The sequence below is a fragment of the Nocardioides sp. JCM 18999 genome (genome assembly GCF_055391175.1).
Genome location: NZ_AP043887.1, coordinates 1,547,236 through 1,565,504 on the forward strand (window position 1 = coordinate 1,547,236; position 18,269 = coordinate 1,565,504).

Sequence of the window (18,269 nt, forward strand, 5' to 3'; positions counted from 1 at the left end):
CTCACTCCCCCGCGCTGGCGCGGCGGAGCAGCTCCTCGAACGGGGTCGGTGCGGCGAACTGGTCCACGAGCACCGGCCGGACTGCCGTCCCGGGGGCGCGACCGCCCGCCGCGGTCGCGAGCTCCTCGGCAGCACGGTCCACCCGCTTGGCCAGCCCGGAGCCGCCCGCGAAGTCCTCGGTGGCGGCGAACACGCCCGTCGGCAGGACGACGGCGTGCAGGTAGGAGAAGAGCGGACGCAACGCGTGGTCCAGCACCAGGCTGTGCCGGGCGCTGCCACCGGTTGCGGCGATCAGCACCGGCGTCCCGTCCAGCGCGCCGAGCTCCAGGACGTCGAAGAACGTCTTGAACAGACCCGAGTACGACGCCGAGAAGACCGGGGTCACCGCGATCAGAGCGTCAGCGCGCGTGACCCGGGCGATGGCCTCGGCCAACCGGGTGCTCGGGAACCCGGTCAGCAGGTGGTCGGTGAGATCGTGGGCCAGCTCGCGCAGCTCGATCCGGGTCACCTCGACCTCGAGGCCGCGCGCGCCGAGCGCACTCTCCGAGGCGTCGGCGACCAGATCGGCCAACAGTCGGGTCGAGGACGGGTTGGACAGTCCGGCGCTGACCACCACCACGTGACGGGTCGTCATCGGAGCAGTCCTTCCCGGTCGGAGGTCCCCGTGGCGTCGTCGACCGCGGTGACGGTGTGCTCGTGGGGTCCACCGGCTGCGGCGACCCGGGTGGCGTGCGTCGGAGCGTCCGGGGTCCCGGGCTTGCGGACCTTGGCGAACTCCTCCCGCATCGTCGGCAGCAGCTCACCGAGCAGGTCGAGCTGCTCCAGCACGGTCTTCAGCGGCAGTCCGGCGTGGTCGACGAGGAACAGCTGGCGCTGGTAGTCGCCGACGTACTCGCGGAAGCTGAGGGTGCGCTCGAGGACCTGCTGCGGGGAACCCACGGTCAGCGGGGTCGCCTCGGAGAAGTCCTCCAGGGACGGGCCGTTGCCGTAGACCGGCGCCTTGTCGAAGTACGGCCGGAACTCGTTGACCGCGTCCTGGCTGTTCTTCCGCATGAAGAACTGACCACCCAGACCGACGATGGCCTGGTCCGCGGTGCCGTGGCCGTAGTGCTCGAACCGCTGGCGGTAGAGCCGCACCATCTGCTCGGTGTGCGAGGCCGGCCAGAAGATGTGGTTGTGGAAGAAACCGTCGCCGTAGTACGCGGCCTGCTCGGCGATCTCGGGGCTGCGGATCGAGCCGTGCCACACGAACGGCGCGACGCCGTCGAGGGGGCGCGGGGTCGAGGTGTAGCCCTGCAGCGGCGTCCGGAAGCGGCCCTCCCAGTCGACGACGTCCTCGGACCAGAGTCGACGCAGCAGCGCGTAGTTCTCGATCGCGAGGTTGATGCCCTGCCGGATGTCCTTGCCGAACCAGGGGTAGACGGGGCCGGTGTTGCCGCGGCCCATCATCAGGTCGACCCGACCGTCGGTCAGGTGCTGCAGCTTGGCGTAGTCCTCCGCGATCAGGACCGGGTCCGTCGTGGTGATCAGCGTGGTCGCCGTCGACAGGATGATGTTCTCGGTCTGGGCGCCGATGTAGGCCAGCGTCGCGGTCGGGTTGGAGGCGATGAACGGCGGGTTGTGGTGCTCGCCGGTGGCGAAGACGTCGAGACCGATCTCCTCGGCCTTCTTCGCGATCGCGACCGTCGCCTTGATCCGCTCGTGCTCAGTCGGCGTCTTTCCGGTGGTGGGATCCGTCGTGACGTCCCCGACGGTGAAGATTCCGAACTGCATGCCCATGCCATCCTCCTGGTATCGATTGACTTGAATGATCAAGCAACCAGTACAAGGGCTGCGGCCCTCAATCTATTCCAGGCGATCACCTCGGCCTGACTGGCAGACTGTCGGTATGTCGACCGACCAGCGCACCGACCCCGCCGTCGAGCCGACGGTCGACCGGCTGGGGGCGCCGTACACCTCGGAGATCCTGTCGCTCGCCCCCGATGAGGAGGGCGAGGTGATCGCCACCCTGGTGAAGCGACCCGCCCGAGCCGGCAAGGTCACCACCCGCGCCGTGCTGCACGTGCACGGCTTCTCCGACTACTTCTTCCAGACGGAGTACGCCGAGTGGTGGACGCGGAAGGGCTACGACTTCTACGCGCTCGACCTGCGCAAGTACGGCCGCTCGCTGCTCCCCCACCAGACCCCGAACTTCGTCACCGACCTGGCGACGTACTACGAGGAGATCGACGCCGCCTGGCAACGGATCACCGAGCGCGACGACCACACCGAGGTGACGATCAGCGCGCACTCGACCGGAGGCCTGATCGCGCCCTTGTGGGCGCACGACCGGCAACCGGCCGCGCTGCACGCGATGGTGCTGAACTCCCCGTGGTTCGACCTCCAGGGATCACCGCTCCTGCGGGTCGTCGGCACGCCGGTGATCAAGCAGATCGGATCGCGGCGTCCCAAGCTCCACGTCAAGCGGCAGGTCTCGGGCGTCTACGCCCGCAGCCTGCACCGCGACCACGAGGGCGAGTGGGACTTCGACCTCGACCTGAAGCCGCTCAGCTCCTTCCCGGTCTACGCCGGGTGGTTGAAGGCGATCCGGGACGGCCACGCCCGGCTCCACGCCGGACTGCAGGTGCCCGCTCCGGTGCTGGTGCTCTCCTCGGACCAGACCCGATGGACCGCCCACATGAACGAGGCTGCCCACACGGCGGACCTGGTGCTCGACGTGGGCCAGATCCGGCGGTGGGCGACCGCCGTGGGACCCGACGTCACCTACAAGGCGGTCGCGGGCGCCCGGCACGACGTGATCCTGTCGCTGCCCGCCGTCCGGGCCGAGGCCTACGAGACGATCACTCGGTGGCTGAAGGCTTGGGTGGACTGACGTTCTGGATCACGGAACCGAGGCCCTTGAGCGCCTCGCCCACCTCCGACGGGATGATCCAGAGCTTGTTCGAGTCACCGCGAGCGATCGTCGGAAGCATCTGCAGGTACTGGTAGGCGAGCAGCGCCTGGTCCGGGTTGCCCTCGTGGATCGCGCCGAAGACGGTGGCGATCGCCTGACCTTCACCCTCGGCCCGCAGGACCTGGGCCTGCCGGTCCGCCTCGGCGGCGAGGATGATGGCCTCCTTGGCACCCTCGGCGTTGAGGATCGCTGACTGCTTGTTGCCCTCAGCGGTCAGGATCGCCGACTGCCGATCACCTTCGGCGACCAGGATGGTGGCGCGCTTGTCCCGGTCGGCGCGCATCTGCTTCTCCATCGCGTCCTTGATGGATGCCGGCGGGTCGATGCTCTTGACCTCGACGCGCTTGACCTTGATCCCCCACCGACCGGTCGCTTCGTCGAGCACGACGGAGAGACCGGAGTTGATCCGCTCACGGCTGGTCAGGGTCTCCTCGAGATCCATCGAGCCGGCGATGTTGCGCAGGGTCGTCATGGTGAGCTGCTCGACGGCCTGGATGTAGTTCGCGATCTCGTAGGTGGCCGCGACGGCGTCGGTGATCTGGAAGTAGACGACCGTGTCGATCGAGACGGTCAGGTTGTCCTCGGTGATCACCGGCTGCGGCGGGAAGGTGACCACCTGCTCGCGCATGTCGAGGTGGTACCGGACGTTGTCGATGAACGGCACCACGATGTTCAGTCCGGGAAGAAGAGTGCGGTGGTACTTGCCGAACCGCTCCACGATGCCGGCCGAGGCCTGCGGGATGATCCGGATCGTCTTGGCGATGAACGTGATCGCCAGCAACGCCACGACGGCCAGGATGATCAGCACGACCAGGTTGTCCATGACTACTCCTTCTCGGGGCTCGGGGCGACGATCGCTGTCGCTCCCGAGATCTCGGTGACGACGACCCGGGTGCCGGGCTCGACGTCAGGCTGACCGGCGGGAAGCCTGGTGGCCCACCACTCGCCGTCGAACTTGACCTGGGTGGTCGTGTGCGCGTTCAACGCCACGGGGGTCGTCAGGGTCACGCCGACCATGCGTTCCGGGCCGACCAGGACGCCTGGACTGGAATGGAGTCGCCGCAGGATCCCCGGCCGGACGAGTCCGATGCAGGCGACCGAGACGACGATCGCGATCAGGAGCTGGAACTGCCACGCCTCGACCCAGATCGTGGAGATGGCTGCGGCGACGCCGCCGACGGCCATCATCAGCATGACCAGGTCGAGGCTGGCCATCTCACCGATCAGAAGCAGAGCGGCGAAACCGAGCCACATCGCCCACAGGTTGTCCCCCAGCCAATCCATGCTTCGACCCTAGCGCGGTGGGCCCTGCGCTCGTGGGGCTTTAGCGAGCGGCGCGCGTCCGACGTCGCGCCCAGTACCGACCGTCGGCGCGTTCGACGACGAGCGGCAGCCCGAAGGTGGCCGACAGGTTCGCCTCCGTGAGGTTCTCCTCGATCAGTCCGGCGGCGACCGCACGGCCCGCTCGGAGCATCAGGACGTGGCTGAAACCGGGCGGGATCTCCTCGACGTGGTGGGAGACCAGCACGGTGGCCGGGGAGTCCGGGTCGTAGGCGAGCATCGACAAGGTCGAGACCAGGTCCTCGCGGCCGCCGAGGTCCAGTCCGGCGGCCGGCTCGTCGAGCAGCAGCAGCTCGGGGTCGACCATCAGCGACCGGGCGATCTGGACCCGCTTCTTCTCCCCCTCCGAGAGGGTGCCGAACACGCGATCGGCCAGCGGTGCGATCCCCATCTCGCGGATCAGCTCCTGCGCCCGGCTGTGGTCGACCTCGTCGTAGTGCTCCCGCCACCGGCCGAGGACGCCGTACGCCGCCGAGACGACGACGTCGTGCACCGTCTCGCTGCCGGGGATCCGTTCGGCCAGGGCCGCGCTGGTCAGCCCGATCCGGGGACGCAGCTCGAAGACGTCCACGCCGCCCAGCTGGTGCCCGAGGATCGAGACCCTGCCCGACGACGGGTGCATCTGCGTCGCCGCGAGCTGCATCAACGTGGTCTTGCCGGCACCGTTCGGGCCGAGCACGACCCAGCGCTCGTCCTCCTCGACCTGCCAGGTCAGCGAGTCCAGCAGGACGGACCGACCTCGTCGGACAGTCACATCGACGAAGTCGAGCACGGCAGCCATGGGAGCGATGCTATCGACCGCCTCCCTAGACTCCTCGGGTGCATCTGGAGGAGTCGCCCGGTTTACGCCTGGCCTGGTGGGGAACCGCGTGGTTGCGCGGTTCGGTCAGCGCCGACGACCTGCTCGACGCGGTGCGCGGCGACGACGCCCAGCACCTCATCGCCCTCGGGGACGCTGCACCCGACGGCCTCGCGATCGGCCTGGGCCGGCTGCGCGCGGCGGGCACGCAGGCGTTCGGTCTGGCCTGCCCCGTCCCCGGTGACCTGGCCGGACTGGGTGGCCCCGCCGGGCTCAATGCCGCCGCCGTCGATGCCGGCGAGGCGGTGCTCGCCCTCGGCTCGGGGGTGGCGCTCGTGCCCGAACGGACCGGTGCCGCCGTGATCTGGCGGACGTACGACGCCGCCCGTCGGCCGACCCCCGACCTGGGCGAGGCCGACCGCGGACTCCGGCGTGCCGTCACCGACGCCGCTAACAGCCTCGCCGCCCTCGACGTCGCCCGGTGGCGCCCGGAGGTCGCCGACGAGCTGCTCAACCTGCGCCACCGGGACATCCCGGTCGCCCCGGACGGCACCCCGACGCGGTGCATCGACCTGCTCGCTCGGGCCGACCAGGCGTCCCTGATCGTCGACCTCGCCCTGGCCGACGACGGTGGCGCCGTCAGTGCGGCCGAGATCGAGGCTCGTCGGGCCGCCCTGGCGCCCCTGAGTCGGGCGGCCCGCCACGCTGTGGTCGCTGCCGGCTCGCCCGACGGCTGGCCCGACTAGACTCGCTCCGCCATGGATCGCCCAGACACCCTGCTGTTCACCCTGACCGGCCGTGACCGCCCCGGCGTCAGTTCCCGAGTCTTCACGACCCTGGCGTCGTACGGCGTCGCGGTGCTCGACCTCGAGCAGATCGTGCTGCGCGGTCGACTGATCCTGGGTGTGCTCACCTCGGTGCCCGACGACTTCGCCGGCGCGCAGGGCGCGATGGCCGCTGCGGCCGCCGAGCTCGGGATGAACATCGAGATCGAGCGCGGCACCGGCGACTCCCAGCGCGAGCGCGAGGGTCGCTGCCACGTGACCGTGATCGGTTCGCCGCTGACGGCCGCCGCCCTGGCGCAGGTCACCGGGCGGATCCGCGAGGCGGGCGCGAACATCGACCGGATCGAGCGGATGGCCCGCTATCCCGTGACCGCCTTCGAGCTGGCGCTCTCCGGCGCAGACGTGGACCGCCTGCGCACCGACCTGGCCACCGAGGCCGCCGAGAGCGGCGTCGACATCGCCGTCCAGCCGGCCAGCCTGCTGCGGCACGGCATGCGCCTGATCGTGATGGACGTCGACTCGACCCTGATCGACGGCGAGGTGATCGAGATGCTCGCCGCGCACGCCGGCTGCGAGGCCGAGGTGGCAGCCGTCACCGAACAGGCGATGCGCGGGGAGCTCGACTTCGAGGAGTCGCTCCGTGCCCGGGTGGCCCTGCTCAAGGGCGTGCCCGAGTCCGCCATCGAGGACGTCTACCGGCAGATCCAGCTCAACCCCGGCGCCCGGACGCTGGTCCGCACGCTGCGCCGGCTGGGCTACCGGTTCGCGGTGGTCTCCGGCGGCTTCAGCCAGATCACCGATCGGCTCGCGAGCGACCTGGGGATCCACTACTCCCGCGCCAACGAGCTCGAGATCGTCGACGGGCTGGTCACCGGCGGCATCGTCGGCGACGTCGTCGACCGGGCGGGCAAGGCCCGCGCGCTGCGAGAGATCGCGGCCGAGATCGGCATCCCGGAGGAGGCGACCGTCGCGATCGGCGACGGCGCGAACGACCTGGACATGCTGTCGGCCGCGGGCCTCGGGATCGCCTACAACGCGAAGCCCGTGGTGCGGTCGCAGGCCGGAACCGCGATCAACGTGCCCTACCTCGACACGATCCTGTACCTGCTCGGGATCAAGCGTGAGGAGATCGAGGCCGCCGACGCCGCCGAGGGCCTGACCACGCCCGCTCCCCCGATCTGACCGGCGGGACGGCGCAGGCTCAGCCGCGCGGAGCGGTGTAGTCGACCACGGTCGCCCCGCCGGCTTCCAGGTGTGTCCAGGCGGCGTCGAACTCCAGCACCGCGAGTCCGGCCGTGGCGAAGTCGCCCAGCGTCTCACCGGTGCCGTCATCCAGGTCGAAGGCGAGCTGGGCGATGGTCGGGTTGTGCCCGACCACGACCAGCGTGGTCACCTCCGGCAGCTGCGCGTGCAGCAGCTCGTACGCCGTGTCCAGGCCGGCCTCGTAGAGCGTCGAGTCCACCCAGGGATCCAGCGTCCAGCCGGCCGCACCGGCGATGTCGGCGTACGTCTCGCGGGTGCGGAGCGACGAGGAGACCAGCACGACGTCGGGGTCGACGCCGGCCGAACCGAGCCACTCCCCGACGGCTCGCGCGTCGTCGTGCCCACGCGGGGCCAGGGGCCGTTCATGGTCGGTCGGACCGAACGTCTCAGCTTTGGCGTGGCGGATGAGGACGAGCCGTCGGGACATGCCCGGGAGTTTAAAGTCCCATCGCGTGGTAGCCGCCGTCCACGTGGACGATTTCCCCAGTTGTGGCGGGGAAGAAGTCCGACAGCAGTGCACACACGGTCCGCGCGGTCGGCTCCTGGTCGGTGTTGTCCCACCCGAGCGGTGCCCGCTCGGCCCAGACGGTGTCGATCTCCTCGAAGCCGGGGATCGCCTTGGCTGCGAGGGTCTTGAGCGGGCCGGCGCTGACCAGGTTGACCCGGATGCCGTGCGGCCCCAGATCGCGGGCCAGGTACCGGGCGCACGACTCGAGGCCGGCCTTGGCCACGCCCATCCAGTCGTACGCCGGCCACGCGACCGTCGCGTCGAAGGTCAGGCCGACCACGCCCGCGCCGGGCGAGAGGATCGGCCGGACCGCCTCGGTGAGGCTCATCAGCGAGTATGCGGAGATCTGGATCGCCTGCGAGACGTCGGCCCACGGGGCGCCGAGGAACTTGCCTCCGAGGACGGTCTCCGGGTTGCCGAAGGCGATCGAGTGCACGACACCGTCGAGGGTGGCGTCCGGGCCGAGGTGGCTGCGCACCTGGTCGACCAGACCGGCGAGGTGCTCCGGGTCGGTCACGTCGAGCTCGAGCACCGGAGCCGGCGCGGGAAGCCGCCCGGCGATCCGCTTGGTGATGCCGAGCGCGCGACCGAAGTTGGAGATCAGCACCGTGGCGCCCTGCTCCTGCGCCACGCGTGCGGTGGCGAACCCGATCGAGCTGTCCATCGTCACGCCCGCGACGAGGATCGTCTTGCCGTCAAGAAGTCCCATGGTCAGTGCCCCATTCCCAGTGCGCCGTCGACGGGGATCACGGCCCCGGAGACGTATCCGGCGCCGGCCAGCCAGAGGGCCGCTTCGGCGATGTCAGTGGTGGATCCGTAGCGGCCGAGCGGCACCTGGGCCGTGATCGCCGCCCGCTGCTCCTCGGTCAGCGCCTGCGTCATGTCGGTGTCGATGAACCCCGGCGCGATCACGTTCGCGGTGATCCCGCGCGGGCCGAGCTCGCGCGCCAGGGACCGGGCCAGACCGATCAGGCCTGACTTCGAGGCGGCGTAGTTGACCTGGCCGGCGCTTCCGAGCAGCCCGACGACGCTGGACACGAAGATCAGGCTCCCGCGCCGCGAGCGGAGCATCCCCTTCGAGGCCCGCTTGGAGAGTCGGAACGCCGAGGTCAGGTTGGTGTCGATCACCGACGACCAGTCCTCCTCCGACATCCGGAGCATCAGCGTGTCCTTGGTGATGCCGGCGTTGGCCACCAGCACCTCGACCGGGCCGTGCGCCGCCTCGATCTCGGCGAACGCCGCGTCGATCTGGGCGGTGTCGGTGACGTCGCACTTCACCTCGAGGGCACCCGCCGGGGCTCCCCCGCTCCGGGTCGTCACCGCGACCTTGTCACCGTTGGCGATGAAGGCTTCGGCGATGGCGCGGCCGATGCCACGGTTGCCGCCCGTGACGAGCACCGAGCGCGGCTCGGGGGTCGTGGAGGAGTCCGGATCAGTCATGCCCCCGACGCTAGGGAACACCGGGGCCCGAACCCGTCGACGCCGACGACAAGGAATCACCCAGGGCTTCGTAGAATGTCTACATGGCACGGGCACGCAGGACCGACGCGGTCCGAATCACTGATGCACCTGAGCCGCTCTCGGCCGACATCTCGGCCCGACAGAGGCGCTACCTGATCGCGATGCTCGCCCGCACCGTCTTCTTCATCCTGGCGGGCATCACCGGGATCATGGGCATCCTCTGGTTGGCGCTGATCTTCGTCCTCGCCGCGATCGTCCTGCCCTACGTCGCCGTGGTGATGGCCAACGGTGCGACGCCCACGTCGGTCGAGGCCTCACCGTTCGGGATGATCCAGCACGACCGTCGCGAGCTCGGCTCCCGACCCGACCAGGGTGGCAACCGACCGTGACCCTGGACGACAAGTCCGAGCTCGACCTGTGCTCGGCGAAGGGGTGCCGGGCGCCCGGCACGTGGGAGCTCCGGTGGAACAACCCCAAGATCCACCAGCCCGAGCGGCGCAAGATCTGGCTCGCCTGTGACGACCACCAGGAGTCGCTGAGCTCCTTCCTCAGCATGCGGGGCTTCCTGCGCGAGACGGTCGCCCATGTCTAGCTTCGGCTTCCTGTTCACCCGTCGGTGGGTGCTGTTCTTCCTCGCCATCGTCGTGGTCGCCTGCGGGACCTGGTGGTTGGGCCAGTGGCAGTTCGGGCGCTTGGCCGACCGCAAGGCCGACAACGCGATCGTCCGGGCCAACGAGCAGCACGCGGCTGTCCCCCTGACCGACGTGCTCGCCGAGGGGCGTCCCGCGACGAAGCAGAACGAGTGGCTGCTGGTCTCCGCGACCGGAACCTACGCACCCGAGCACACCGTGACCTGGCGGTACCGCACCGGCGCCCAGGACGTCGCAGGGGTGGACGTGGTCGTCCCCCTGGTCACGCCGGACGGAACCGCGGTGATGGTCGACCGGGGCTTCATCCCGACCAACGGGAACGACACCGATCTCACGATTCCGGCGCCTCCGACGGGGACCGTCACCGTCGAGGGGTACGTCCGCCTCGACGGGACCGGCCGGTCGACGTCGGTGGATGAGGCGCTCAACACCCGCGCGCTCTCCTCGGTCACCGCGGGCGAGGCGACCGGCCTGCCGACGTACGGCGGCTGGATGCAGCTCAAGAGCGAGGACCCCGCCCCGGCGGACGCGCCGGAGACCTACCCGCTGCCCGATCTCGGCAACGGCCCGCACTTCTTCTACGGGATCCAGTGGTGGTTCTTCGGCCTGCTCGCCATCGTCGGGTTCGGCTACCTGGTGTGGGACGAGTACGCCCTGACCGGCCGGAAGCAGCCGGAGGTGATCGGGGTCAACGAGGACGGCGACCCGGTCCTGCCGCCGACGACGCCGAAGAAGCAGAGGTCGAACGCGAAGGCGGAGAAGAAGAAGGCCCTGAAGGCGGCCTACGAGGCCGCCTACGCCAAGGAGCAGGAGGCCCGCGCCGAGCGGAAGTGAACCGCTGAGTCAGGCGAGACTGATCAGGTCGGCGTAGGAGTCGTTCCAGAGGTCCTCGACGCCGTCCGGCAGGATCAGCACCCGGTCGGGCTCGAGCGCGTGCACGGCACCCTCGTCGTGGGTGACCAGGATGATCGCACCCTCGTAGGCGCGGATCGCGTTGAGCACCTCTTCGCGGGAGGCGGGGTCGAGGTTGTTCGTCGGCTCGTCGAGCAGGAGCACGTTGGCGGCGCTCACCACCAGGGAGGCCAGGGCCAACCGAGTCTTCTCCCCGCCGGAGAGCACCCCCGCGGGCTTGTGCACGTCGTCGCCCTGGAAGAGGAACGCGCCGAGCACGGTCCGGGCCTCGACGTCGGTGAGGTCCGGGGCCGAGGACTGCATGTTCTCCAGCACCGACCGCTTCACGTCGAGCGTCTCGTGCTCCTGGGCGTAGTACCCGACCTTGGCGCCGTATCCGGGAAGGACCTCGCCGGTGTCCGGCTGGTCGACCCCGGCCAGGATCCGCAGCATCGTGGTCTTCCCTGCGCCGTTGAGGCCGAGGATGACGACCCGGGAGCCCTTGTCGATCGCCAGGTCCACCGCCGTGAAGACCTCGAGAGCGCCGTAGCACTTCGACAGGTCCTGGGCCATCAGCGGCGTCTTGCCGCACGGAGCCGGAGAGGGGAACTTGATCGAGGCGACCTTGTCGGCCTGACGGACGGCCTCGAGCCCGACGGTGAGCTTGGCCGCGCGCTTGAGCATCGACTGCGCGGCCGAGGCGCCCGAGGCGCGGGCCTTCATCTTGTTGGCCTGGTCGGTGAGGGTCTTGGCCTTGTTCTGCGCGCTCATCATCTCGCGCTTGCGGCGGGCCTCATCGGTCTCGCGCTGGGTGAGGTAGTTCTTCCACCCCATGTTGTAGACGTCGATCGCGGCCCGGTTGCCGTCGAGGTGGAAGACCTTGTTCACGGTCTGCTCGAGCAGGTCGTTGTCGTGGCTGATCACGATGAAGCCGCCCTTGAACGACTTCATCCAGTCGCGCAGCCAGATGATCGAGTCAGCGTCGAGGTGGTTGGTCGGCTCGTCGAGGATCAGCACGTCGGCGCCGGAGAAGAGGATGCGGACCAGCTCGACACGGCGACGCTGACCACCCGAGAGGGTCTTGAGCTGCTGCTCCCAGAGCCGATCGGCCAGACCCAGCGCGTTGGCGATCTGCTGCGCCTCGGACTCAGCGGCGTACCCGCCACCGGCCTCGAACTCGTCCAGGGCGCGTTGGAACCGGCGCATGCCCTTCTCCTGCACCTTCGCGTCGGTGCTGGCCAGGTCGGCCTCGGCCGACCGCATCCGCCGGATCGCGTCGTCGAGGCCGCGGGCGGAGAGGATCCGGTCGCGGACCAGGACCTCGGGGTCCCCGACCCGGGGGTCCTGGGGCAGGTAGCCGATGTCGCCCGAGTTGTTGACCGAGCCCTCGGAGGCCGGGTGGTCACCGGCGAGCACCTTGGTCAGGGTGGTCTTTCCGGCGCCGTTGCGGCCGACGAGCCCGACCTTGTCGCCCGGTCCGACGCGGAAGGTGACCTCCTCCATGAGGAGACGTGCACCGACGCGGACGGAGAGGTTCTGGGCGGTGATCATGGCAGTCCGAAGTTTAGGGGCGCAGCCCATCGACCTCCGAACCGACGACGCTCAGAGGGCGAGCACGGCCTCGACCGCTTCGTGCTGGCGCTGCAGTGCTCGCAGGTGCGGTGCGACCGAGGGGTGCCGGAACTTACCGGCCAGGGCACCCTCACCGCCGGCCACCCGGGCCAGCGCCCACTCGGCTCGGGTGAAGGCGGTGTAGACCACGGTGACCTGCGCGGCCAGCCGGACCGCGTCCGGGTCGGTGATGCCGTCGGGCAGGCCGAGCAGGTACGCGTCCAGCAACGGGTCGAACGCCTCCCGGGCGCCGAGCGCGTAGAAGCCCAGGTCGGCGCCGACCGGCGCGATGCCAGCGGTCCCCCAGTCCACCGCGATCAGGTCGTCGCCGTCCCGGCCGAGCAGGTTGGCTCCGGTCGGGTCGCCGTGCTGCACGACCTGCTCCATCGCGTCCAGCTCGGCCAGCAGCCGCTCCCGCCGGGTCCACAGCGCGAACGCGATGTCGCTGGCCGTGGTCCGCCCAAGGGTCTGCCAGCCACCGCGGTGCTCCACCCGAGCCAGTCGGGTGCGCAGCTGGTCCTGAGCGAGCCACGGTGTTCGTGGCACGCCGGCGCCGGCGAATCGTCCGAGGGAGACCGCCGCGAACAGCCCGCTGTTGGCCGAGTCCTCGACCCAGTCCTGGGTGAGCGTGATCCCGTCCTCGTCCTCCTCGATCGCGGCGACCGGTGCCCGCAGCCCGGGGGTCGCATCGAAGAGGCCGACCGAGGCGACGTCGGCCTCGCGACGCCACCAGGCGAAGTGGTGCGGGTCGCTGAGCTCGCTCGGGTCCTCCGGCACCGGACGGGCGAGGCGCTTGACCACGACCGCGCGACCGGCGATATCGGTCCGCCAGACCCCGACCGTGGACGTGGCGGATCCGCCGCGCAGGGGGTGCCACCCTGGCTCGGGCTGCCACATGTCCAGCACGCTAACCGATGGAGAGCGTCGGATCGTGGAACCACACACATCCACCGTGCGGGCTGCCGATAATGACGGCGTGCCTGCTCTGACCCGTCTCGGCCTCACCCTGCTCCTCGTGCTCGGCCTCGCAGGACTTCAGCGATCAGCCGCGGCCGACGGTTCGTCGCTGCCGTTGCCCCCACCGAAGGCGTTCACCGGCGCGGCGCTGCCCGCCAACCCGGGCAACCCGCTCGCTGGGGGGACCTGGGCGGTCAACAACGGCTTCTGGGAGAAGGGCCGCGGGCTCTACAACGACTACCTCGGTGCTGCGGCCGCGGACCGGCCGATCCTGGCCCGTGCCGCGCTGCAGCCGTCCGCGCTCTGGCTGACCAGCAAGAACTCCTGGGCACCGACCAAGGTGTCGGACTACCTCGCGACCGTGAACCCCACGGCCGATCCCTCCAAGCTCGTGCAGCTGGCCGTGTTCGGTCTGTGGCCGCGCGGTGAGGGCAAGCGGAAGGTGCCGTTGACCCAGGCCGAGCAGGCCACCTACAGGACGTGGATCCAGCGCGTCTCCGCCGGCATCGGGAGCGCGCGCGTGCTGATCGCCCTCGAACCCGACCTGGCCATCACCGCGAACCCGAAGTCCGACGGCGTGAAGGACCCGAAGGTCCGGCAGGGTCTGGCCCGGTACGCCGCGAAGTACCTGCACGACCACAACCCCCACGCGGCGGTCTACCTCGACGCCGGCGCCTCGGACTGGCTCTCCCCCGCCAAGGCGGCGACGCTGCTCCAGCGGGCCGGGGTGCAGTGGACCCGCGGCTTCAGCCTCGACATCACGCACTACACGAAGGCGGCGGACAACCTCACCCACGGAGCCGCGGTGGTGACGGCCCTCGCCCGGAAGGGCCTGACCGGCAAGCACTTCGTGATCGACACGGCGGACAGCGGCCGCGGCTACACGCATGCCCAGTGGAGCAAGAGGTTCGGCGCCGACACCTTCGACAACTCGCGGAACTGCTCGGTGAAGGTGACCTCGCCGTGCAACGCGCTCGGCGTTCCGCCGACGTGGCGGGTCGCAGAACCCGGTTACGTGGACGCGCTGAAGCTCACCGCGGCCCAGGTGAGGACCGCGCGGGCCAGCGTCGACGGGTACGTGTGGCTGACCCGGCCCTGGATGGTGAACCAGGCGTCGCCGTACAACCACGCGAAGTCGTGGGCGGCTGCCGCGTCGACCCCGTTCGCGGCGCTGTACTGACGCCGCCTCAGGCGACGTCGCGCCGGCGGTAGAGGCCGAACCCCGCGACGAGGACGCCGACGGCAACCAGGCTCAGGACCACGAGCGGCGTCCAGTCCCACGGTTCGGCGGGATACTGCGGCACGGCTGAGTACGGCGACAGCTCGATGACCCAGGAGGGCAGCTGGACGAGCTCGCCGATCAGGGTCAACGTGACACCGGCACCGAGGGCCACCCACCCCACCCAGACCCAGTCCGGTCGCCACGACCAGGCGAGCAGTGCGGTCCCACCCACCAGCACGACCGCCGGGGCCCAGGCGACCGCGGCCGCAACGCTGGTCGCCGGATCGGAGCCACCCGCCAGCCCGTAGCCGAGCGCGAGGCCGGAACCCGTGCAGAGCAGGAGCCAGCCCGAGCCCACGGCGGCGACGACCGCGACGGCCGCCCACCACCGCACCCGCGGGACGGCCGTGGCGAGGACGAGCTCCGACCGACCCTCCTCCTCGTCGGCTGCGGCCCGTGCCGCCACGGTGATCGGAAAGGCGGTGATCACCATCGCGACGACGCTGAGGATGGCGGAGATCATCGCGCCCCCGAGGCGATCGACGAGCTCCTCCCCTCCGGCCGAGGAAGCCAGCAGGTCGTCCAGTCCTGGCGCCATCGCCCCGAAGACGAGCCCGAGAGCGGAGACGGCGACGGTCCAGGCGGCGAGGGTCGTGAGGTGGAGTCGGAGCTGGACGCCGACCGGCCCCGCGACCCACGCTCGGCCCTCCCGCGAGCCGGGGCGTGGTGAGATCAGTCCGCCGCCGAGGTCGCGGTGGGCACGGAGCACGAAGGCGCCGCCGACCAGGGCGGCGCTGCACAGCAGGTAGAGCAGGCCGACCCAGGGACGGGGATCGCTCCACGCCCGGAGCTGCGTGTTCCACCCGAGCGGTGAGAGCCAGGACAGCCAGGCCCAGTCGTCGTTCCCGGCGTCGCCGAGCGCCCGGGTGACGTATGCGCCGCCGAGGAGGACCGCCGCCCAGGCGGCGCAGGTGCGGGCACTCGTGCTGACCTGGCAGGCGAGCGCCGCAGTCGCGGTGGCGACCAGACCCGTGCCCGCCCAGGTCACCCCGAACCAGACGGAGCCGCCGACCGGGAGGCCGCCGGCGATGTCAGCGACGGCGACGGACGCCCCGAGGAGGAGCGCCCATGCCGCCGACTCGGCGATGGCGGCACCGAGGGCGGCGTTCCTGCCGACCACCGTGGCCCCGATCAGCTCGGCCCGCCCGCTCTCCTCCTCGACCCGGGTGTGGCGCCGCACGAGGATCACGAACGGAACGGTCGAGATCAACGCGTAGAGGACCGTCATCTTGCTCATCGCCAGCTCACCCGGTGCCGACGGATCCAGGATCGGCCCGTACAGCGCACGCAGCGCGCCCTGCGCGTTGATCTCCTCGGCCAGCCGGACCTGCTCCTCCCGGGTGGAGAAGAGACTCGACGTCGCCGCCGCCGAGGCGTAGGTCGTCACGGCCATCACGAGGATCCAGATCGGGGCGATCAGCCGGTCGCGGCGCAGGTCCTGACGGAGCAGCGCTCCGAAGCCGGTGTACGTCGACACGAGTCAGTCCTCGTAGGCACCGAGGAAGAGCTCTTCGAGGGAGGCGTCGGTCGCTTCCCCGGAGTGCTCCTTGGCTCGCACCAGCCGGAGCTCGTCCAGCGAACCGGTCTCGACGGTGCGACCCTCGCGGATGATGGTCACGCGATCCGCGAGACGCTCCACCTCGCTCAGGATGTGGCTGGAGAGCAGGACCGTCGCTCCCCGATCCCGGTGCTCCCCGATGCACTCGTTGAAGGTGCGCTCCATCAGCGGGTCGAGCCCGCTCGTGGGCTCGTCGCAGATCAGCAGGTCGACCTCCGCGGCGAAGGCCGCCACCAGGGCCACCTTCTGTCGGTTCCCCTTCGAGTAGGCGCGACCCTTCTTGGTCGGATCGAGCTTGAACCGCTCCACCATCTCGTCGCGCCGCGTGGTCGCCGGGTCCAGCCCACGCATCCGGAGCAGCAGGTCGACCGCCTCGCCGCCCGACAGGTTGGGCCACAGGCTGACGTCGCCCGGCACGTAGGCCAGCCTGCGGTGCAGCGCGGGCGCGTGCGACCACGGGTCGTCCCCGAACAGGCGGACCTCACCGCACGATGCACGCATCAGGCCCAGCAGGATCCTGATCGTCGTCGACTTCCCTGCCCCGTTGGGGCCGAGGAAGCCGTGCACCTCTCCGGGCTGGACCGCGAGGTCGAAGCCGTCGAGCGCACGCACCCTGCCGAAGGTCTTGGTGAGGCTGAGCGCCTCGATCACCGGGCCGGTCACGGTCCGACGATAAAGCTCAGCGGGTCCTGATGACGATGGTGCCGGCGATCTTGTCGTGCAGGGTCTGGCTCCGTCGGTCCCACGAGGCCCAGAGCAGGTCCAGCGGGCCGTACGCCGCCGCCAGCACGACGACGGAGATCGCGATCACGAGCGACCCTGATGCATAGGCACCGAGCATCAGGAGGTTGGGCACCATCACCGCGACAGCACGAGCGATCGAGCGTCCCCACGAGACGGGTCCGTCGGCGCGTGCGGGACGGATCCGGAGACCGAGCGCCATCTTGCCCAGCGTGGCACCGCGCCAGCGGACCATCACCACGTAGTAGGCGGCGCCGGCGACCGCGCCGAGGATCAGCCACGGCGCCGCGTCACGGAACGCGTCGGCGTAGGCCGAGACCAGAGGCGAGAAGTCGACCGTGCCACCCGCATCGATGGAGCGCTCCAGATCCTCCATCGCCCGGTCCAGCTCGCGCTGGATCTGGATCTGCCCTGGAAGCCCGACCGTGAGGCTGATGAAGCCGACGATGAAGCTGTCGATCACCAGCGCCAGGCCACGCGCCCACCAGCCGGCGAGCCGGACACCGTCGAGGTACTTCCCGCGAGCAGGCTGCGGCTGCGGGGCTGCACTGATGTGCTCGGTCCACGCGGCGCCGTCCCAGTAACGGAGACGGACGGGAGATGCGGGGTCGGCGTACCAACCGGCAGGTGCCTGAGTCACGCGCACAAACTAGCGGCCAGGGGGCCGCACGGATGCGGAAGGGTCAGACGTTGAAGCCGAGGGCGCGGAGCTGCTCGCGCCCGTCGGGGCTGATCTTGTCCGGACCCCACGGCGGCATCCAGACCCAGTTGATCGTGACCGTGCTCGCCATCGAGTCGAGGGCGGCGTTGGTCTGGTCCTGGATCATGTCCGTCAGCGGGCAGGCCGCGGAGGTGAGCGTCATGTCGATCGTGACGTCGTTGTCGGCCAGGTGCACGTCGTAGATCAGGCCGAGGTCGACGACGTTGATCCCGAGCTCGGGGTCGACGACGTCCTTCATCGCCTCGGTGACGTCTTCAACGGTGAGGCTCATGCCTGGTTCTCCTCGGATTCAGCGGTGGTGAGCGTGCGGGCGGTGGCGTCTTTCCAAGCCATCCAGCTCAGGAGTGCGCACTTGACGCGCGCGGGGAACTTGGCGACGCCGGCGAAGGCGATCGCGTCCTCGAGGACGTCCTCGTCGGGCACGACGGCACCCTTGCCCTGCATCAGGTGGAGGAACTCCTCCTGGATGGCGAAGGCCTCGTCGACCGGCTTGCCGACGACCAGGTCGTATAGCACGGAGGCCGACGCCTGGGAGATCGAGCAGCCGAGGCTGTCGTAGGAGACGTCGCTGACCGTGGGGACGCCGTCGACCTCGCTGAGGTGGACGCGCAGCGTGATCTCGTCGCCACACGTCGGGTTGACGTGGTGCACCTCGGCCTCGAAGTCATCGCGCAGGCCCTTGCCGTGCGGGTGCTTGTAGTGGTCGAGGATGATCTCCTGGTACATCGCGTCCAGGTCAGCCTGCGCG

The 18,269-nt window shown here is 70.2% G+C and carries 20 protein-coding genes and 2 pseudogenes; 7 read left to right on the plus strand and 15 right to left on the minus strand.

All coding sequences use genetic code 11. The features are described 5' to 3' along the window. Nucleotide 1: 1 nt before the first annotated feature. Both ACZ5J1_RS07505 and ACZ5J1_RS07510 read right to left on the minus strand, forming a co-directional pair. Nucleotides 2-634 carry an FMN reductase gene (locus ACZ5J1_RS07505; protein ID WP_464563977.1) on the minus strand — a complete coding sequence of 211 codons (633 nt, stop codon included), beginning with the start codon at nt 632-634 and terminating at the stop codon, nt 2-4. Next, nucleotides 631-1,773 carry an LLM class flavin-dependent oxidoreductase gene (locus ACZ5J1_RS07510; RefSeq protein WP_464563979.1) on the minus strand — a complete coding sequence of 381 codons (1,143 nt, stop codon included), beginning with the start codon at nt 1,771-1,773 and terminating at the stop codon, nt 631-633. The genes ACZ5J1_RS07505 and ACZ5J1_RS07510 overlap by 4 nt, the downstream gene beginning before the upstream one ends. Nucleotides 1,774-1,888: 115 nt before the next feature. Between ACZ5J1_RS07510 and ACZ5J1_RS07515 the strand changes: the two genes are divergently transcribed. Beyond that, complete coding sequence (locus tag ACZ5J1_RS07515) at nt 1,889-2,872, plus strand: alpha/beta hydrolase (RefSeq protein WP_464563981.1); 984 nt, start codon at nt 1,889-1,891, stop codon at nt 2,870-2,872. A 10-nt stretch (nt 2,873-2,882) separates the two neighbouring features. Here ACZ5J1_RS07515 and ACZ5J1_RS07520 read toward each other — a convergent pair. The 3 genes and pseudogenes from ACZ5J1_RS07520 to ACZ5J1_RS07530 form a co-directional block, all read right to left on the minus strand. After that, nucleotides 2,883-3,776, minus strand: a pseudogene (locus ACZ5J1_RS07520) (SPFH domain-containing protein); the annotation flags it as partial. A 2-nt stretch (nt 3,777-3,778) separates the two neighbouring features. After that, nucleotides 3,779-4,237, minus strand: coding sequence for an NfeD family protein (locus ACZ5J1_RS07525; protein WP_464563983.1), 459 nt, complete (start codon nt 4,235-4,237; stop codon nt 3,779-3,781). A 40-nt stretch (nt 4,238-4,277) separates the two neighbouring features. Continuing rightward, on the minus strand, nt 4,278-5,075 hold the full coding sequence (locus ACZ5J1_RS07530; RefSeq protein ID WP_464563984.1) for an ABC transporter ATP-binding protein: 798 nt from the start codon (nt 5,073-5,075) through the stop codon (nt 4,278-4,280). A gap of 38 nt (nt 5,076-5,113) precedes the next feature. Between ACZ5J1_RS07530 and ACZ5J1_RS07535 the strand changes: the two genes are divergently transcribed. Together ACZ5J1_RS07535 and serB are read left to right on the plus strand one after the other, a co-directional pair. Further along, nucleotides 5,114-5,839 (plus strand): hypothetical protein, encoded by a 726-nt coding sequence (locus ACZ5J1_RS07535; protein ID WP_464563986.1) that lies wholly within the window; start codon nt 5,114-5,116, stop codon nt 5,837-5,839. A gap of 12 nt (nt 5,840-5,851) precedes the next feature. Beyond that, complete coding sequence (serB, locus tag ACZ5J1_RS07540) at nt 5,852-7,060, plus strand: phosphoserine phosphatase SerB (RefSeq protein WP_464563988.1); 1,209 nt, start codon at nt 5,852-5,854, stop codon at nt 7,058-7,060. Between the two features lie 19 nt (nt 7,061-7,079). On the opposite strand, the gene ACZ5J1_RS07545 is transcribed toward serB, so the two are convergent. The 3 genes from ACZ5J1_RS07545 to fabG are packed head-to-tail and all read right to left on the minus strand — an operon-like array spanning nt 7,080 to nt 9,089. Continuing rightward, nucleotides 7,080-7,568: a SixA phosphatase family protein gene (locus tag ACZ5J1_RS07545; RefSeq protein WP_464563990.1), complete on the minus strand. Its 489-nt coding sequence runs from the start codon at nt 7,566-7,568 to the stop codon at nt 7,080-7,082. 10 nt (nt 7,569-7,578) lie between these two features. Further along, nucleotides 7,579-8,358: an enoyl-ACP reductase FabI gene (gene fabI, locus ACZ5J1_RS07550; RefSeq protein WP_464563991.1), complete on the minus strand. Its 780-nt coding sequence runs from the start codon at nt 8,356-8,358 to the stop codon at nt 7,579-7,581. A 2-nt stretch (nt 8,359-8,360) separates the two neighbouring features. Next, nucleotides 8,361-9,089 carry a 3-oxoacyl-ACP reductase FabG gene (fabG, locus tag ACZ5J1_RS07555; RefSeq protein WP_464563993.1) on the minus strand — a complete coding sequence of 243 codons (729 nt, stop codon included), beginning with the start codon at nt 9,087-9,089 and terminating at the stop codon, nt 8,361-8,363. Between the two features lie 83 nt (nt 9,090-9,172). On the opposite strand from fabG, the gene ACZ5J1_RS07560 reads away from it, so the two are divergent. Genes ACZ5J1_RS07560 through ACZ5J1_RS07570 form a run of 3 tightly spaced genes read left to right on the plus strand, consistent with a single transcriptional unit; the run spans nt 9,173 to nt 10,594 of the window. Beyond that, complete coding sequence (locus ACZ5J1_RS07560) at nt 9,173-9,499, plus strand: DUF3099 domain-containing protein (protein ID WP_464563995.1); 327 nt, start codon at nt 9,173-9,175, stop codon at nt 9,497-9,499. Then, a complete protein-coding gene (locus tag ACZ5J1_RS07565; protein WP_464563997.1) occupies nt 9,496-9,702 on the plus strand; it encodes an acetone carboxylase in 207 nt (68 codons plus the stop codon). The genes ACZ5J1_RS07560 and ACZ5J1_RS07565 overlap by 4 nt, the downstream gene beginning before the upstream one ends. After that, nucleotides 9,695-10,594 carry an SURF1 family cytochrome oxidase biogenesis protein gene (locus tag ACZ5J1_RS07570; RefSeq protein ID WP_464563999.1) on the plus strand — a complete coding sequence of 300 codons (900 nt, stop codon included), beginning with the start codon at nt 9,695-9,697 and terminating at the stop codon, nt 10,592-10,594. Before ACZ5J1_RS07565 ends, ACZ5J1_RS07570 begins: the two co-directional genes overlap by 8 nt. Before the next feature lie 9 nt (nt 10,595-10,603). Here the strand turns inward: ACZ5J1_RS07570 and ACZ5J1_RS07575 are convergent, their stop codons facing one another. After that, nucleotides 10,604-12,202: an ABC-F family ATP-binding cassette domain-containing protein gene (locus tag ACZ5J1_RS07575; RefSeq protein ID WP_464564000.1), complete on the minus strand. Its 1,599-nt coding sequence runs from the start codon at nt 12,200-12,202 to the stop codon at nt 10,604-10,606. A gap of 51 nt (nt 12,203-12,253) precedes the next feature. Further along, on the minus strand, nt 12,254-13,159 hold the full coding sequence (locus ACZ5J1_RS07580; RefSeq protein WP_464564002.1) for a phosphotransferase: 906 nt from the start codon (nt 13,157-13,159) through the stop codon (nt 12,254-12,256). Between the two features lie 79 nt (nt 13,160-13,238). Between ACZ5J1_RS07580 and ACZ5J1_RS07585 the strand changes: the two genes are divergently transcribed. Next, nucleotides 13,239-14,399 carry a glycoside hydrolase family 6 protein gene (locus ACZ5J1_RS07585; RefSeq protein ID WP_464564004.1) on the plus strand — a complete coding sequence of 387 codons (1,161 nt, stop codon included), beginning with the start codon at nt 13,239-13,241 and terminating at the stop codon, nt 14,397-14,399. Nucleotides 14,400-14,406: 7 nt separating this feature from the next. Here ACZ5J1_RS07585 and ACZ5J1_RS07590 read toward each other — a convergent pair whose 3' ends face one another. The 5 genes and pseudogenes from ACZ5J1_RS07590 to sufU form a co-directional block, all read right to left on the minus strand. Next, nucleotides 14,407-15,978 (minus strand): ABC transporter permease, encoded by a 1,572-nt coding sequence (locus tag ACZ5J1_RS07590; protein WP_464564006.1) that lies wholly within the window; start codon nt 15,976-15,978, stop codon nt 14,407-14,409. Nucleotides 15,979-16,062: 84 nt separating this feature from the next. Beyond that, nucleotides 16,063-16,722 (minus strand): annotated as a pseudogene (locus tag ACZ5J1_RS07595) (ABC transporter ATP-binding protein); the annotation flags it as partial. A 16-nt stretch (nt 16,723-16,738) separates the two neighbouring features. Next, nucleotides 16,739-17,440: an RDD family protein gene (locus ACZ5J1_RS07600; RefSeq protein ID WP_464564008.1), complete on the minus strand. Its 702-nt coding sequence runs from the start codon at nt 17,438-17,440 to the stop codon at nt 16,739-16,741. A gap of 43 nt (nt 17,441-17,483) precedes the next feature. Beyond that, nucleotides 17,484-17,792, minus strand: coding sequence for a metal-sulfur cluster assembly factor (locus ACZ5J1_RS07605; protein ID WP_464564010.1), 309 nt, complete (start codon nt 17,790-17,792; stop codon nt 17,484-17,486). Then, nucleotides 17,789-18,247, minus strand: coding sequence for a Fe-S cluster assembly sulfur transfer protein SufU (sufU, locus tag ACZ5J1_RS07610; protein ID WP_464564737.1), 459 nt, complete (start codon nt 18,245-18,247; stop codon nt 17,789-17,791). The genes ACZ5J1_RS07605 and sufU overlap by 4 nt, the downstream gene beginning before the upstream one ends. Between the last annotated feature and the right edge of the window lie 22 nt (nt 18,248-18,269).